This window comes from Pseudomonas sp. MH9.3 (assembly GCF_034354675.1).
GTDB lineage: Bacteria > Pseudomonadota > Gammaproteobacteria > Pseudomonadales > Pseudomonadaceae > Aquipseudomonas.
Genome location: NZ_CP133785.1, coordinates 4,766,492 through 4,783,358, shown reverse-complemented (window position 1 = coordinate 4,783,358; position 16,867 = coordinate 4,766,492). Strand labels below are relative to the sequence as shown.

At 60.7% G+C, this 16,867-nt stretch carries 13 protein-coding genes; 6 read left to right on the top strand and 7 right to left on the bottom strand.

The genetic code is table 11. The features are described 5' to 3' along the window. Positions 1-3: 3 nt before the first annotated feature. The 3 genes from RHM60_RS21240 to RHM60_RS21230 form a co-directional block, all read right to left on the bottom strand. Entirely contained in the window at positions 4-1,161 is a 1,158-nt protein-coding gene (locus tag RHM60_RS21240) for a transporter substrate-binding domain-containing protein (RefSeq protein WP_231422994.1), read from the bottom strand. A 201-nt stretch (positions 1,162-1,362) separates the two neighbouring features. Next, positions 1,363-2,190 carry a transporter substrate-binding domain-containing protein gene (locus RHM60_RS21235; RefSeq protein ID WP_231422993.1) on the bottom strand — a complete coding sequence of 276 codons (828 nt, stop codon included), beginning with the start codon at positions 2,188-2,190 and terminating at the stop codon, positions 1,363-1,365. A gap of 133 nt (positions 2,191-2,323) precedes the next feature. Continuing rightward, a complete protein-coding gene (locus tag RHM60_RS21230; protein WP_231422992.1) occupies positions 2,324-2,557 on the bottom strand; it encodes a hypothetical protein in 234 nt (77 codons plus the stop codon). Positions 2,558-2,769: 212 nt separating this feature from the next. Between RHM60_RS21230 and RHM60_RS21225 the strand changes: the two genes are divergently transcribed. The 6 genes from RHM60_RS21225 to RHM60_RS21200 all read left to right on the top strand — a co-directional run bounded on the left by RHM60_RS21225 (position 2,770) and on the right by RHM60_RS21200 (position 12,067). Next, the gene (locus RHM60_RS21225) at positions 2,770-3,936 is read left to right on the top strand and encodes an efflux RND transporter periplasmic adaptor subunit (RefSeq protein ID WP_322212687.1); all 1,167 of its coding nucleotides are present in this window, start codon (positions 2,770-2,772) and stop codon (positions 3,934-3,936) included. Beyond that, positions 3,933-7,019, top strand: coding sequence for a multidrug efflux RND transporter permease subunit (locus tag RHM60_RS21220; protein WP_322212684.1), 3,087 nt, complete (start codon positions 3,933-3,935; stop codon positions 7,017-7,019). Before RHM60_RS21225 ends, RHM60_RS21220 begins: the two co-directional genes overlap by 4 nt. Positions 7,020-7,028: 9 nt before the next feature. After that, positions 7,029-7,706 carry a heavy metal response regulator transcription factor gene (locus RHM60_RS21215; RefSeq protein ID WP_004371973.1) on the top strand — a complete coding sequence of 226 codons (678 nt, stop codon included), beginning with the start codon at positions 7,029-7,031 and terminating at the stop codon, positions 7,704-7,706. After that, positions 7,696-9,060 (top strand): heavy metal sensor histidine kinase, encoded by a 1,365-nt coding sequence (locus tag RHM60_RS21210; RefSeq protein ID WP_231422990.1) that lies wholly within the window; start codon positions 7,696-7,698, stop codon positions 9,058-9,060. The genes RHM60_RS21215 and RHM60_RS21210 overlap by 11 nt, the downstream gene beginning before the upstream one ends. 106 nt (positions 9,061-9,166) lie before the next feature. Next, entirely contained in the window at positions 9,167-10,483 is a 1,317-nt protein-coding gene (locus RHM60_RS21205; RefSeq protein WP_231422989.1) for an OprD family porin, read from the top strand. A gap of 87 nt (positions 10,484-10,570) precedes the next feature. Beyond that, the gene (locus RHM60_RS21200) at positions 10,571-12,067 is read left to right on the top strand and encodes a sensor domain-containing diguanylate cyclase (protein WP_231422988.1); all 1,497 of its coding nucleotides are present in this window, start codon (positions 10,571-10,573) and stop codon (positions 12,065-12,067) included. Positions 12,068-12,110: 43 nt separating this feature from the next. Here RHM60_RS21200 and RHM60_RS21195 read toward each other — a convergent pair whose 3' ends face one another. The 4 genes from RHM60_RS21195 to ftsZ all read right to left on the bottom strand — a co-directional run bounded on the left by RHM60_RS21195 (position 12,111) and on the right by ftsZ (position 16,816). Further along, positions 12,111-13,121, bottom strand: coding sequence for a hypothetical protein (locus RHM60_RS21195; protein ID WP_322212682.1), 1,011 nt, complete (start codon positions 13,119-13,121; stop codon positions 12,111-12,113). A gap of 197 nt (positions 13,122-13,318) precedes the next feature. Next, positions 13,319-14,335: a hypothetical protein gene (locus RHM60_RS21190; protein ID WP_322212681.1), complete on the bottom strand. Its 1,017-nt coding sequence runs from the start codon at positions 14,333-14,335 to the stop codon at positions 13,319-13,321. A 260-nt stretch (positions 14,336-14,595) separates the two neighbouring features. Further along, on the bottom strand, positions 14,596-15,507 hold the full coding sequence (gene lpxC, locus RHM60_RS21185) for a UDP-3-O-acyl-N-acetylglucosamine deacetylase (RefSeq protein WP_003171886.1): 912 nt from the start codon (positions 15,505-15,507) through the stop codon (positions 14,596-14,598). Between the two features lie 112 nt (positions 15,508-15,619). Beyond that, complete coding sequence (ftsZ, locus tag RHM60_RS21180) at positions 15,620-16,816, bottom strand: cell division protein FtsZ (protein WP_057006829.1); 1,197 nt, start codon at positions 16,814-16,816, stop codon at positions 15,620-15,622. Between the last annotated feature and the right edge of the window lie 51 nt (positions 16,817-16,867).

The following is a 16,867-nucleotide window of genomic DNA, read 5'->3' as shown; positions in this document are numbered from 1 at the left end:
AGCTCACAGCCCGGCCAGGCATTCGATTTCTATGCGGGCATCGTCCAACAGCTTGCCGGCGGCGAACGTGGTACGCGCCGGCAGGCGATCGGACGGGAAATAGCGGGTGTAGACGCTGTTCATCGCCGAAAAATCGTTGATGTCGGCAAGAATCACCGTGCACTTGGCCACCCTGTCCATTCCCAAGCCTCTGCTCTTGAGGGTATTGCGCAGGGTCTCAAGGGCCTGGGCCGTTTCTGCGCGAATGCCACCGCGCACGAGCTTGCCGCTTTCATCCTGCCCCAGCACCCCGGAGAGGTAGAGGGTTTGCCCCAGTTGCACGGTTTGCGAAAACGGCAGACCAGCGCCTGCCGGTACGTAAACCATCGTGGCCTGCTGTGGCCTGGCGGCCGCCGGCGCCAGGTACGACTGGGTGATCGCCGCGTATTTGCCGTTGTCTTTCAAGTTTTGCAGGGCACGGTTGAGGGCTTCCGTCAAAGCGGGGTCAGTCTTGCGTGTGGCAATCGCAACACCGCCGCCGAGCATTTCATCGACAATGCTGGGGCCCGCGAAGGCAAACGCAGCGCCTTTCGGGGTGTTCAACAAGGCTTCGGTGATTTCGATGGTGTTCTGCAAGGTCGCGTCCAACTCGCCTTTGAACAGGCTGGCGATCAACTCACCATTGAGGTTGAAGCTGCGTACCACCACGCCCTGGGGCGCCCAGCGTGCCTGGGCGAAGGCTTCCCGGCTGGTGCCGGCCAATACGCCGACACGCTTGCCCTTGAGCGATTGCGCATCGGGCAACAGATTGGCCCCGGTACGCGCTACCAGGCGGCTTTCCAATGGATAAAGCAGGTGGGTGAAGTCGAGGGTTTCGCGCCGCGCCGGGGTCGGCGTCATCGGCATGATTGCATCGAAGCGCCCGCTCTGCAGCGCCGCAATATTGGTGGCATAGGGCTGATCGACCCACACGCAGCGTGCGTTGAGTTCGGCACACAGCGCATTGCCCAATTCGATATCCAGGCCCTTGAGCTCGCCTCGCTCATCCCGGTACTCGAACGGTTTCACATCGGCTTCGACGCCAAAACGTATTTCGCTCCACGAAGCTGCAGGCGGCGGGGGAACCGCACATCCGCTCCCGGCAAACAATGCCAGGCTAAGCGCCAGTATTCGTCTAGTCATACAAACTGTCCTGCGCAAAGAGGGTGGGAGGCGTCGCGGCTCAACCGATCAGGCCCGAACGCACTCAACTTTCCAGAAGATAACTTTCCAGCAGACACTTTTTAGCAGGCACCCGACAATGTCCAAGCGCGACGTGTCCGTTTACCGCGTAGGGAATTTCCCAGAGACACCGAAAGGCATGGGTCCATCGTCACAGATCACTCAGCCATCACCCTGGGGAGCGAGCGCATCAAGGCGGTAAGGCTGGACGATCCGCTGGTACTCGCCGTTGTGCATCAACTGCTCAAGCGCGCCGTTGAGATCGCGCCGCAACGCGCTATCGGACTTGCGCACCGCGATCGCTACGCTGTTGCCAAGGAGGCTCGACGAGACAACCGGGCCGAGAAAGCCGAAATCCTGGCCAACAGCGGTGTCGAGCAGCACCTCGCGAATTTCCACGGTGCCTTGCAATGTAGCGTCGATATCCCCCGCCACCAGCGCGCGAATCAGTTGATCGTTGAGCCAGTAACTCTTGACCCTGACCCCCTTGGGGGCCCACTCGGCCAAGGCGAAGGCCTCGCGATTGCTGCCCAGCAAGACGCCCACGCACTTGCCCTTGAGCGCGCGCGCGGAGGGCATCAGGCCGGAGTTTTTGCGCGCAACCAGGCGCGTGGTGAACGGATAGAGGTCGTCGGTGAAGCTCACCTGTCGGCGACGCTGCGGTGTCGGGGCGATGCCCATGATCGCGTCGAATTGCCTGGCCTCAAGGCCCGAGAAATTTTCTGACAACACCTGGTCGACCCAGGTGCACCGCACATTGAGCTGCTGGCACAAGGCACTGCCCAGCTCGATATGCAGCCCTACCAACTGGTCCTGCCGATTACGGCTTTGGAAGGGCGGAAATTGTGCGACGACGGCAAAACGGATTTCGTTTCGCGGCGAATCATCCGCCAGGGCGAAGGGAAAAATACCCGTCGATAGCGCTAAGGCAAACACTACGCAGGTGCGTATCTGGGCCACGGGAACGTCCTTTTCCAGAGAGATCGGCATGGGTAACGGCCCCTTTCAGGTGGGGCCATGGGCAAATGCCGTGCAAGCTTTCAAGAAACGGACGTGGACCTACAAGCGGAAATATCAGCCAGCTTTGTAGGCAAAGGCCGATAAAGTGCTCAGCCGAATATTCTCAACGTTTACCCATTGACCGACGCGTACCCGGTGGCGCCATGCCCGGCGACTTGGTGTGACCGTTTTTGGCACCGTTCTTGTACCAGGGCTGGGCAGTCTGCTTGGCGCCGGCCAGTTCACCCGGTTTGAACGGGAATTTGAACGGCGCAATCCCGGCTTTTTCAACGCCGTCAGCGCTGGCCGGATCGACGAGATTAGTCGCTTCAACAGGGGGTTGTGTCGGGGAAGTCATGGGGCGCTCCGGGCGTGCAAAAAATGATGCGAGGCCGGCTTGCGGGCCACGTTGGCGCGCAGTATACCTGCGCGGTTCAGATGTTTAAGCACGTCCGTACGAATGGTCGGTGTTTACTGACAGCGCTGTCAGTTAGCAGTCACCGTGCTGACCCGATTGCCCGGCTATAAAGAACGCTCACGTCTCCCTCCTTGCCCCGGCGCGCCTACCTGATGCCCAATCAACGCAAAACCGCTCTTATCGTCGGCCTCCTCGCGGTGCTGGCCGTGACCGCCTGGGCCCTGACCCGCCCGGCCAAAACCCGGCTGGCAGCGCCCAGCGCCATACCCGTAAGGGTGGTGACCGTGGCGCAGCAGGACGTTCCGCGCTTTGTCAGCGGCATCGGCACGGTGCTGTCGTTGCACAGCGTGGTCATTCGGCCCCAGGTAGACGGCATTCTTACCCAATTGCTGGTCAAGGAAGGCCAACGGGTCAAGGCCGGCGACCTGCTTGCCACCCTCGACGACCGCTCGATCCGCGCCAGTCTCGCCCAGGCCAGGGCGCAATTGGGCGAGAACCAGGCCCAGTTGCAAGTGGCGTTGATCAACCTCAAGCGTTACAAGGAACTGAGCGTCGATAATGGCGTGTCGAAGCAGACCTATGACCAGCAACAGGCCCTGGTCAACCAGCTCAGGGCCACTGCGCAAGGCAACCAGGCGGCGATTGATGCGGCGCAGGTGCAGCTTTCCTACACGCAAATTCGTTCGCCGGTCAGCGGTCGCGTGGGGATTCGTACCGTCGACGAAGGAAACTTCCTGCGCACAAGCGACACTCAGGGATTGTTCTCGGTCACCCAGATCGACCCGATTGCCGTCGAGTTCTCCCTGCCGCAACAGATGCTGCCGACCTTGCAGGCCCTGATCGCTGCCCCCGACAAAGCCAGCGTCGACGCGTATCTGGGCGCCGACACCGACGGCCAGACCGGTGACCTGCTCGGCGCCGGCCACTTGAGCCTGATCGACAACCAGATCAGCTCCACCACCGGCACCCTGCGCGCCAAGGCCGAGTTCAATAACGCCACGCAACGCCTGTGGCCGGGTCAACTGGTGACCATCAAGATCCAGACCGCCCTCGACAAAAATGCCCTGGTGGTGCCGCCTACCGTGGTGCAACGCGGGCTGGACACGCACTTTGTGTACCGGGTCAACGCGGGCAAGGTTGAAGCGGTGCCCGTGCAAGTGATCTATCAGAACAGCGACCTCAACATCATCAAGGGCGTGCAGGCCGGCGACGTGCTGGTGAGCGACGGGCAATCGCGGCTCAAGGCCGGCGCCCAGGTGGACGTCCTCAAGGAGCCGCCGCAGGTGATCCAGACCGTCGATGCCAAGGTGCAGCCATGAAGTCGCCCTCGGCCTGGTGCGTCGACCACCCGGTCGCCACCCTGCTGCTGACTTTCGCCCTGGTGCTGCTCGGGATCATTGCCTTCCCGCGCCTGGCCATCGCCCCACTGCCGGAGGCGGAATTTCCGACGATCCAGGTCACCGCGCAACTGCCCGGCGCCAGCCCCGACACCATGGCCTCATCGGTGGCAACGCCACTGGAGGTGCAGTTCAGCGCCATCCCCGGCATGACCCAGATGACCTCCAGCAGCGCACTGGGCTCAAGCCTGCTGACCCTGCAGTTCACCCTCAGCAAGAGCATCGACACCGCCGCGCAGGAAGTGCAGGCGGCAATCAATACTGCGGCCGGCAAGTTGCCCCGTGACATGCCTAACCTGCCGACCTGGAAGAAGGTCAACCCGGCCGACAGCCCGGTGCTGATCCTCAGCGTCAGCTCCAGCAGCATGCCCGGCACCGAGCTGAGCGACTACGTGGAAACCCTGCTGGCGCGTCAGATCAGCCAGATCGACGGGGTCGGCCAGATCAATATCACCGGCCAGCAACGCCCGGCGATCCGTGTGCAGGCCTCGCCGGACAAACTCGCTGCCATCGGCCTGACCCTGGCCGACGTGCGCCTGGCCATCCAGCAGTCCAGCCTCAACCTGGCCAAGGGCGCGATCTACGGCAAGGACAGCGTGTCGACCTTGTCGACCAACGACCAGCTGTTTCAACCCGAGGACTACGCCCAACTGATTGTGTCCTACCGAAACGGTGCACCGGTTCAACTGCGCGACATCGCCAACGTTGTCAACGGTTCGGAAAACGCCTACGTGCAGGCCTGGTCCGGCGATACGCCCGGCGTCAACCTGGTGATCTCGCGCCAGCCCGGCGCCAACATCGTCGAGACCGTGGACCGCATCCAGGCCGAGTTGCCGCGCCTGGAGGCGATGTTGCCGGCGTCGGTGCAGGTCAGCGTGTTGACCGACCGCACCCGGACCATTCGCGCCTCGCTGCATGAGGTGGAAGTGACCCTGCTGATCGCCATCCTGCTGGTGGTGGCGGTGATGGCGCTGTTCCTGCGCCAGCTGTCGGCCACACTGATTGTGTCCAGCGTGCTGGGGGTGTCGCTGATCGCCAGTTTCGCCTTGATGTACCTGATGGGTTTCAGCCTGAACAACCTGACGCTGGTGGCGATCGTGATCGCCGTGGGCTTTGTGGTGGACGATGCAATCGTGGTGGTGGAGAACATCCACCGTCACCTCGAGGCCGGACTGGGCCAGCGTGAAGCGGCGATCAAGGGCGCCGGTGAGATCGGCTTTACCGTGGTGTCCATCAGCTTTTCGCTGGTGGCGGCGTTTATTCCGCTATTGTTCATGGGCGGTGTGGTCGGGCGGCTGTTCAAGGAGTTCGCGCTGACGGCGACGTCGACCATCCTGATTTCGGTGGTGGTCTCGCTGACGCTGGCGCCCACCCTCGCCGCGCTGTTCATGCGCGCGCCCACGCACCCGGCCCACGACAAACCGGGCTTCAGCGAACGCCTGCTGGCCGGTTACGCGCGCAACCTGCGCCGCGCACTGGCCCATCAGCGCAGCATGGCGGCACTCTTTCTGGTGACGCTGGCGCTGGCCGTGATCGGCTACGTGTTTATCCCCAAGGGCTTTTTCCCGGTGCAGGACACCGGCTTTGTGCTCGGCACCAGCGAAGCAGCGGCCGACGTGTCGTACCCGGACATGGTCGCCAAGCACAAGGCCCTGGCCGAGATCGTCAAGGACGACCCGGCGGTGCTGGCGTTTTCCCATTCGGTGGGCGTTACCGGCAGCAATCAGACCATCGCCAACGGCCGCTTCTGGATCGCCTTGAAGGACCGCGGCGAGCGCGATGTGTCCGCCAGCCAGTTCATCGACCGTATCCGCGCGAAACTGGCGAAGGTGCCGGGCATCGTCCTGTACCTGCGCGCGGGGCAGGACATCAACCTCAGCTCCGGCCCCAGTCGCGCCCAGTACCAGTACGTGCTCAAGAGCAACGACGGTGCGACGCTGAACACCTGGACCCAGCGGCTCACCGAAAAACTGCGTGGCAATCCGGCGTTTCGCGACCTGTCCAACGACCTGCAACTGGGCGGCAGCATCACCCACATCAGCATCGACCGCCAGGCCGCCGCGCGCTTCGGCCTCACCGCCACCGATGTCGACCAGGCGCTGTACGACGCGTTCGGCCAGCGCCAGATCAACGAGTTCCAGACCGAGACCAACCAGTACCAGGTGGTGCTGGAGCTGGACACTCGGCAACGCGGCAAGGCCGAAAGCCTCCACTACTTTTACCTGCGCTCGCCACTGACCAATGAAATGGTGCCGCTGTCGGCGCTGGCCAAGGTCGACGCACCCGCGGTCGGGCCGTTGTCGATCAGCCATGACGGCATGTTCCCGGCCGCCAACCTGTCGTTCAACCTCGCGCCCGGCGTGGCCCTGGGCGACGCGGTGATCATGCTTGAGCAGGCCAAGAATGAAATCGGTATGCCGACCACGATCATCGGCAACTTCCAGGGCGCGGCCCAGGCGTTCCAGAGTTCGCTGGCCAGCCAGCCCTGGCTGATCCTCGCGGCGCTGGTGGCGGTCTACATCATCCTGGGGGTGCTGTACGAAAGCTTCGTGCACCCACTGACGATTATTTCCACCTTGCCGTCAGCCGGGCTGGGGGCGCTGATCATGCTGACGTTGATGGGCCAGGACTTTTCGATCATGGCGCTGATCGGCCTGGTGCTGCTGATCGGTATCGTCAAGAAAAACGGCATCCTGATGATCGATTTCGCCCTGGAGGCACAACGTGTACGCGGCCTGCCGCCCCACGAGGCGATTTACGAGGCCTGTGTCACGCGGTTCCGGCCGATCATCATGACTACGCTCGCCGCCCTGCTCGGCGCCGTGCCGTTGATGCTGGGTGCCGGCCCCGGTGCCGAGTTGCGCCAGCCACTGGGCATCGCGGTGGTCGGCGGGTTGCTGGTGAGCCAGGCACTGACGCTGTTCACCACGCCGGTCATATACTTGTACCTCGAGAAGTTTTTCCACCGGCCCAAACCAGCTGCCGAGCTGGCGACCACACGCTGAGGCGGTGTCATGCGCGTCCTGATTATCGAAGATGAAGAAAAAACCGCGGACTACCTGCACCGCGGCCTCACCGAGCAAGGCTACACGGTGGACGTGGCGCGCGAGGGCGTCGAGGGTTTGCACCTGGCGCTGGAGAACGATTACGCGGTGATCGTGCTCGACGTGATGCTGCCCGGCCTCGACGGCTTCGGCGTGCTGCGGGCGTTGCGCGCGCGCAAGCAGACACCGGTGATCATGCTGACTGCCCGCGAACGTGTGGAAGACCGCATTCGCGGCCTGCGTGAAGGCGCCGACGATTACCTGGGCAAGCCGTTTTCCTTCCTCGAACTGGTGGCGCGCCTGCAGGCGCTGACCCGGCGCAGCGGCGGCCACGAGCCGGTGCAGGTGACGGTCGCCGACCTGTGGATCGACCTGATCAGCCGCAAGGCCAGCCGCAACGGCGTGCGCCTGGACCTTACCGCCAAAGAGTTTTCGCTGCTCAGCGTGCTGGCCCGGCGCCAGGGTGAAATCCTCTCCAAGACGGCGATTGCCGAAATGGTCTGGGACATCAATTTCGACAGCGACGCCAATGTGGTCGAAGTGGCGATCAAGCGCCTGCGCGCCAAGCTCGACGGGCCGTTCGAGCACAAACTGCTGCACACCATTCGTGGCATGGGCTATGTGCTGGAGAACCGCAGTGTCGGTTAACTCGATTGCCGTGCGTCTGAGCGGCCTGTTCACCCTGGTGGCGGCGCTGATTTTTCTGTTGATTGGCGGCGTGCTGTATCAGCAGGTGGATCGCGGCCTTGGCCTGTTGCCAGGGGCGGAGCTGGACGCGCGTTACAGCGTGCTGGAGTCCTCGGTCAATCGCTTCGGCACGCCGGAGCACTGGGTGAAGATCCGCGCCAAGCTCAAGCTGCTCGGTGAAGAAGACAAACGCATCCGCTTTTGGGTGGTCAGCAGTGACCCCAACTACGAGTACGGCGAACCGGACGCGCAGATTCGCGCATTCGCCGCAGGCCCCGTCGGCAAGCGCGATTTGCGCCTGCCGGGCCATGCCTACCCGTTCAAAGTGCTGGTGAGCCAGTTCGCCGCCCGGGACCAGCGACCGCCGCTGCGTTTCATGATTGCCATCGACACCGAGAACTTTCGCGCCACCCAGCACCACCTGCTGGTGGCATTGGTCAGCCTGGCGCTGGCCGGCGTGGTGCTGGCCTCGCTGCTGGGTTTCTGGGTGGCGCGTATCGGCCTCAAGCCGCTGGAAAGGCTCTCGGGCGAAGCGCGCAAGCTGGCGCCGCCCAAACTTTCCGGACGCCTGCAACTGTCGCCGCTGCCGCCGGAGCTGAGTCAGTTCGTCAACTCGTTCAACGCCACCCTCGACCGCGTCGAACAGGCCTATTCACGCCTGGAATCGTTCAATGCCGACGTGGCCCACGAGCTGCGCTCACCGCTGACCAACCTGATCGGCCAGACCCAGGTGGCCCTTACACGCGGGCGCTCGGCCGAGCATTACTTCGAGGTGCTGCAATCGAACCTGGAAGAGCTCGAGCGTCTGCGTTCGATCATCAACGACATGCTGTTCCTGGCCAGCGCCGACCAGGGCAGCAAGGCCACCAAACTGATCGAAAGCTCCCTGGCCAATGAAGTTGCGACCACGCTCGACTACCTGGACTTCATCCTCGAAGACGCTCAGGTCGAGGTACGGGTACAGGGCGACGCCCAGGTGCAGATCGAAAAAGCCCACCTGCGCCGTGCACTGATCAACCTGCTGAGTAATGCGGTGCAACACACCACGCCGGGACAGGTCATTGAGGTCAATATCGATGTGCAACAGGATCGTGTGGTGATTGGCGTGACCAACCCCGGCGAGGCGATTGCCGACGAGCATCTGCCACGGCTGTTCGAGCGTTTCTATCGGGTGGACGCGTCGCGCAGCAACAGCGGGGCCAATCACGGGCTGGGGCTCGCCATCGTCAAGGCGATTGCGTTGATGCACGGCGGCGATGTGTTCGTGCGCAGCGAAAGTGGTGCGAATACCTTCGGCATCACCCTGCCCCTCTAAGCACTGTTGCGGTTTGGGCAACAGTCATTATCTTGTTACACTCCTCGCTTCCAAAAGCCGCTGCTCTTCAGCGGTTTTTTTTTGCCATCCATACAGGAGCCCACCGGTGCAGACCTCGCTCACCCCGTTATTCCTCGCCATTGCAGCAACGATCAGCCCCCTTGCCCACGCAGCCGACACCACCCCCACCGACGGCTTCGTCGAAGGCTCCAGCCTCAAACTCAATGCCCGCAACTACTACATGAACCGCGACCGTCGCGACATTCATACCGACGACAGCAAGGAGTGGGGCCAGGGCTTTCTCGGCACGTTCGAATCAGGTTATACCCAGGGCCCCGTGGGTTTTGGCCTCGACGCCCATGCCATGCTCGGCCTCAAGCTGGACGGCGGTGGCGGCACCGACGGTTCCAGCATCCTTCCCTACGGCGGCGGCAACGGCAAGGCGCCCGGCGCGTTCTCGACCGCTGGCGGCACCCTGAAAATGCGCGCGTTCGACACGGAGCTCAAGGCCGGCGACCTGTTCCTCAACAACCCGGTGATCGCCGGCGGCATGACCCGTATGCTGCCCCAGACCTTCCGTGGCGTCAGCCTGACCAACCACAGCATCGACGGCTGGCTGCTCGAAGGCGGCCAGGCCAGTTTCACCAAGCCCTACAACCAGAGCGGCCACCGACGCATCGGCACCAGTTACGGCGCGCTGCCGCTGAACACCGACAGCCAGCACCTGAACTGGGCGGGCGTATCGTTCAGCGCCATTCCCAGTGTAACCAGCAACCTCTACGCCTCCGAACTCAAGGACGTATGGCAGCAGTACTACTACGACCTGGACTACACCTATGTGGTGAACGAGATGATCAGTCTCAATCCCGGCCTGCACTACTACCATACCCAGGACACCGGACAGTCGCTGCTGGGGGCTATCGACAACAACACCTACAGCCTGCACTTCACCGTCGCCGCCGGCCATCACAGCGTCACTGCCGCGTACCAGCGGGTCAACGGCAACACCCCGTTCGACTACATTGCCCAGGGCGACAGCGTGTTCCTCGACAACTCCCAGCAGTACTCGGACTTCAACGGCCCCAACGAACGCTCGTGGAAACTCAAGTACGCCTATAACTTCGGTGGCCTGGGCCTGCCCGGCCTGACCTCGGCCGTGTCCTACATCAGCGGCCAGACCGACCTGACCAGCGTCGACCCGCAGAGCCGTGGCTACAGCGCGTGGTACAGCGCCGACGGCAAGAATGCCAGGCACTGGGAACGGGATATCGATTTGAAGTATGTGGTGCAGAGCGGCAAGGCCAAGGACCTCGCCGTACGTCTGCAATGGGCTACCCACCGGGGTAGCAACGGCTACTCGGCGGTGGACCGGGACGTGGATGAGTACCGCATGATTCTCGACTATGCATTCGAAGTGTTCTGACGCGCCAAATCTTTCTTTTTAGCAGAGCATTCACTTTTTATCGGGTAGAACTAAACTGCCAGCATCTGCGCTGCTGAAGTCTGCCCGATGAATAAACGCTCTGGTCGCACCCCGCCTGCTCGCCCGGAACTGTTACTGATGTTGGGCAGCGGTCTTACCGTCGCGCTGATTATGATCATCGTCACGGGGCTGTTGATCCGTGAGCATGCCAGCACGCTGCTGGCGGCCACGCGCTCGACCACCAACATTGCCCAGTTGATCAATGCCGATGTGCTGCGCAACGTCGAGCTGTACGACCTGGCCCTCACCGGATTGATCGAGGCCAGGCAGCGCGGAGACTTGTCCGGGGTAGCCGCGGACATTCGCCATCGGCTGCAGTTTGATCTGTCTACTGCCGCGCCTTACAAGGGCGAAGTGCTGTTACTGGACGCCAAGGGCGACGTGATCGCGGACTCCTCGACCCTCAAGCCCACGCCGCGTAATTTTGCCAAACGTGATTATTTCCAGGCGCACGCCAGCGACGCAAAGACCGGCTTGTTCATCAGCCGCCCTTTCAGGATTCACTGCAACTGCGACCAGGTCTGGCGCATGGCATTCAGCCGGCGTGTGTCGGGGCCCAACGGTGAGTTCGCCGGCGTCGCGGTGGCGACCATGCGCCTGGCCTACTTCGACCAGTTGTTCAGCAGCCTGACCATCGGCAACGGCAGCAGCATCAACCTGTTGAGCAGCAAAGGCGTCCTATTGGCCCAACAGCCGCTGATGGAGCGCGACATGATCGACAAGGACCTGAGCGACCGTCCCAACTTCAAGCGAATACTGCGTGAGGGCATGGGCAGTTTCCAGGCGATTTCCGCCATCAGCGGCAAGGAGCGCCTGTACACCTTCACCAGTGTCGGCGCGCTGCCACTGATCGTGGTGGTGGCGCTGTCCAGCGAGGATGTCTTCGCCCAATGGCACCGCGCGGCGCTGCTGACCGGTGGGGCCACCGGCATATTGTGCATTGGCGTGCTGTGGCTGAGCTGGATGCTGCGCCGCGAACTGCGACGTCGGCATCGCGCCGAACGCGTGCTGTCGGAACTGGCCGCCACCGATGCGCTGACCGGTCTGCCCAACCGTCGCATTCTCGATGAGCGCCTGCGCCTGGAATGGGACCGCGCCCAGCGCTCAACCGAGTCGCTTACGCTGCTGATGATCGATGTGGACCACTTCAAGGCCTTCAATGACCGGCATGGCCATAACGGCGGCGACGAGGCACTGCGCAACGTGGCCCAGGTGATCGGCAGCAACATTCGTCGCCCGGCCGATCTGGCGGCGCGCTATGGCGGGGAAGAGTTTGCAGTGGTGCTGCCGCATACCGACGCCAAGGGCGCCTGGGTGATTGCCGAGCATATCCGCAGCGGCGTGGAGCATTTGCCCAGGGTGGCCGAAGATGGCCGCCCCATCACCGTGAGCATCGGCATGAGCACCTGGAACAAGCGCAGTCGAACCTCCCTGGAGGCGTTGCTGCTCAGTGCGGATCAGGCGTTGTATGAAGCCAAGCACACGGGCCGCAACCGGATTGTGGATGCTGCAGCCCTGGGTTGAAAAACGCCTGCCTTTGGCACAGGCGTTTTCTGAGTGCCGGCGTTTAAACCGTATAGCTGGCGTCGGCAGAGAACCTGACATAGGGTTGAGCTGCAACGGAAGCGCTGAGACTGACCGGCCAATCGCGGGGTAACAACGACACGCCGACGCTAAGGTCCCCGTCCACCCGCACTCCGGGTGACACGGACACTTCAGTTTTGGGGGGCGTCTTGCTCGCAAGGTCAGTGCTGAACGTCACTTTGTACTTGACCGTAACACCCGGTGAGACGCTGGCCCCCGCATTGACCGTAAGAGGACCGGCCTGGGCGTTCGCGTTGACGGACGTTCGCGGCAGGAAGCTGTAACTGTTGGAGATGGACACCGTTTTATCAAAGTTCTGCGTTATCGTCGGCCTTCCAGCAGGTGTCATTTCGAACTTGACGCCTGGACCGCCGAGCTTGAACTCTTGCTGCGTCTGATGCGTAAAAGCCTGATCCACCCCAGCGCCAGCCCCAAATCCCGAGGCTGAAACACGGCCCTGCACCCCACCATTAAGCCCAATACGCTGGGTAGTTGTCAGTGCGGGATTGAGATTGGCGCTTACGTTAAATGAAAGGTCCGGATTCAGATTGAAGCTGGCCTGCGGAGCATTGAACGTAAACCACTTGGAAGCACTGCCGCCGCCCCTCACGCCAATCCCCGTCCCCAGGATATTGGGAATGCCAGCCGTTAAATCGGCGTTCAGTTCGAGCTGCATCTTGGGCGTTACGCTGACATTGAGGCCGCCCGCATCGTTTGGACGCAAGACGATTTCGGGTAGAAACTTGGCCGTCGCGCTTGCACCCACGCTCGGGCCGCCAGGCAACGGAGTGATTCTGGCCGCAATGGTGGCAGACGTAGCGGGCACAAAAGTGACGGTGGGAATGGGTTGAAACTTGGCCTCGCCTCCAAACACATTGGCGGTATAGGGGGCAGTGAAGGCCCGCGAAGGGTGTTGTTGTTTATTCACCTCACTATTGTTTTGTGGCTGTGGGGTAGGCGAACGATACGGCGAATTTGCAGAAATCTGGTTCATGGCTAATACACCCGCTTTATTGGTTTGTGCAGCACCTGATGAATTGACGATTAACTATTCGAATGTCGTAATTCAACGGGTCTACGCAAACTATGTGGGACACAGCGAAGTAACAGTTCCTACAAATACTGCGTAGGTAGTTTCAACAAATGTCACGAGGAAGACGTGCTTGCACCCTGACATTCATAGGTCAACCGTTAGACCGTGTAGCGCCCACCACCGGATAGGGAAGCGCTTGGATTGAAACCAACTTCCACCGAGATATTCAGTGGCGACCCGCTGGGAAGCAGGTTCACCCTGAAACCGAACGAACCATCGACACTCGCCCCTGACCTCACCGAGAAATCATGCTTTGGAGGAGCCTTCCTTGCAGGGTCGGTATTGAAGGTGACTGTGTGTTCAATGGTAAATGATGGTCCCGCTCCCAAACTCGCGCGGGCATCTACCTGACCGGCACTGATTTGCGCATTCAAGCGGGTCTTGGGAGAAAAGGTGTAACTGTTCGAGATCGATACCGTTCTGTCGAAATTGCTGGATATTCTTGGCTGGCCGGTGGAACTCAACTGAAACTGAACGCCCGGTCCACCGACTCTTAACTGCTGCGCAAGACTGTGTGAAAAACGCTGATCCGCACCGACACTGACAGCGCCCGCACCAAAGTTCGCGCCAGCATTCACGCTTAATGTTTGCTCACTGCCAAACGTGGGATGTAAATCGGCCTTGGCTTTGAATACGCCCGTCGGTTCGAGATTGGCCCTGAATTGCGGAGCACCAAACGTAAACTTCTGTGCGCCACCCAGCCCCCCATTCACGCCCAGTCCAGTATTAAAGATATTCGTCAGGCCTGCACGGACGGCTCCGCTTAATTCCACTTCCAGCCGTGGAGCGAAGCCCACAGTGACGCCGCCAGTGTCTGTCGGGCTGATCCTGATCAACGGATCGAATCGAATGGTCTTGCTGGCGCCCGCGCTGACAAGACCAGGAATCAGGTTGGCTGTCGCATTGAGCGTGAGATAAGTCTTAGGGCGAAAAACAAGCGTGGGGATTGGCTGAAACGAGGCCTGACCACCGAAAACATTCGCGGTATAGGCGGCAGTCAAAGCGCGCGGTGCCTGGATGGCGTCGGATTTTTTTTGCTGTTTTCCTATATCGCCCTCAATGCGTGACCGAATATTAGCGGGACGATAAGTTTGAGCTGCAGACACGCCATTCATAAACAACCTCTTTAGTTGTTACTAATAGTTTATTTTCCATATCGACCTTTATCCAACATTCACACTCCATTAATAGCTCATCCCTACTTGCATATTGGATTATTCGACGATCTGATATTTAACTTGTGGTACGTATAGCTGTATCAGTTCCCACAAAAACAATGACTGCTTTCAAAAAAATATCATCTGCGCCGAATTTTCAGCAAAAAAAAAGGCCACCCGAAGGCAGCCTTTAAAAACTAAAGAAAGAGAGTTGTTACTTACACCGCCGCAACGGGACGCATGTAAGAGATCGGTGCGGTGCTGGCATCTTCGAAGGTCACGACTTCCCAGGCGTCTGTCTGCTCAATCAACTTGCGCAGCAGCTGGTTATTAAGGGCGTGGCCCGACTTGAAGCCTTTGAACTCGCCTATCAGGCTATTGCCCAGCAGGTAGAGGTCACCGATTGCATCGAGGATCTTGTGCTTCACGAACTCGTCTTCGTAGCGAAGGCCGTCTTCGTTCAGTACCCCGTCCGCGTCGACCACAATGGCATTTTCAACGCTACCGCCGAGTGCGAGGTTGTGCTTGCGCAGGTACTCGATGTCACTCATGAAACCAAAGGTACGGGCGCGGCTGACTTCTTTTACGAACGAAGTGCTGGAAAAATCCACGCTTGCACTTTGGGTGCGGTCACGGAATACCGGGTGATCGAAATCGATCTCAAAGCTCACTTTAAAGCCTTCGAACGGGACGAAGGTGGCGCGCTTGTCGCCGTCTTCTACTGTCACTTCCCGCAGAATGCGAATGAACTTCTTGGCTGCGTCCTGTTCTTCCAGGCCGGCAGATTGAATCAGGAATACGAAGGGTCCAGCGCTGCCATCCATGATCGGGACTTCGGACGCGGAGAGCTCGACGTAGGCGTTATCGATGCCCAGACCGGCCATGGCCGAGAGCAAGTGCTCCACCGTGTCCACCTTGACGTCACCGTTGACCAACGTGGTCGACATGGTTGTTTCGCCAACGTTTTCCGCGCGCGCAGGTATCTGCACGACAGGGTCCAGGTCGGCACGCACAAACACGATGCCGGTGTCGACAGGTGCAGGCTTGAGGGTCAGGTAGACCTTTTCCCCGGAGTGCAGACCTACACCTGTGGCACGAATAATATTCTTCAGAGTGCGTTGTTTAATCATGGCTTGGACCGCTTCAGCGCAAATTGCGAACTGGTATCAACAAAGGCTGGCGATAATAGCAGACCAGACCTTTGCTGAACACCAATCACCTTCATAGCCCTGATACATTCCATTAATCGGCCTGACGACGCAGGAATGCCGGGATGTCCAGGTAATCCAGATCATCTTGCGGATTCGGGCTACGGGACGCAGCAGCACCGGCCTGAGCCTGGTTGCGCATCACGGTCGGACGGTCCAGGTCACGGTAATTCACCGACGGCAGTTCCTGGCGCGCAGGCGCTGGAGCGGCAGCCGACTGGCTCGCCTGGCTGCTGTGCAGGGTGTTGTCGATGACCTTCACAGGCTTCTCGATTTTCGCACCCAGGCCGGTGGCAACCACGGTTACGTGCAGCTCGTCGCGCATGTCCGGATCGATAACGGTACCGACCTTGACCATGGCGTGCTCGGACGCGAAGGCTTCGATGATGCTACCCACGTCGGAGTACTCACCCAGGGACAGGTCAGGGCCGGCAGTGATATTCACCAGGATGCCGCGTGCACCTTGCAGGTTCACGTCTTCGAGCAGCGGGTTGCGGATGGCCGCTTCGGTGGCTTCACGCGCACGGTTCGGACCGCTGGCGCAGCCAGTGCCCATCATCGCCATGCCCATTTCGCTCATGACGGTACGTACGTCGGCAAAGTCGACGTTGATCATGCCTGGACGCTTGATGATGTCGGAAATACCGCGCACGGCACCGGCCAGTACATCGTCAGCCTTGGCGAACGCGGACAGCAGGCTTGCGTCCTTGCCCAGGATGGTCAGCAGCTTCTCGTTGGGGATGGTGATCAACGAGTCGACGCTTTCAGACAGCAGACGGATACCTTCGTCGGCGATCTGCATGCGCTTGCGGCCTTCGAACGGGAACGGACGCGTTACCACGGCAACGGTCAGAATGCCCATTTCCTTGGCCACTTCGGCAATGATCGGCGCAGCACCGGTACCGGTACCGCCGCCCATGCCGGTGGTGATGAACACCATGTTGGTGCCTTGCAGCACTTCGGCAATACGCTCGCGGTCTTCCAGGGCGGCCTGACGGCCGACTTCCGGATTGGCGCCAGCGCCGAGGCCCTTGGTCACGGCTGTGCCCAATTGCAGGATGGTCCGCGCGCCGATGCTTTTCAGCGCCTGGGCATCAGTGTTGGCGCAGATGAATTCAACGCCTTCAATGTTGCTCTTGACCATATGGTTGACAGCGTTACCGCCGCCACCGCCGACACCGATTACTTTGATAACCGGGCTAGCGGGGATGTTGTCTACGAGTTCGAACATGTTCCCTCTCCTTTCATTTTCTCTAGTTTTTTCGCCTACTGCTTTACATCA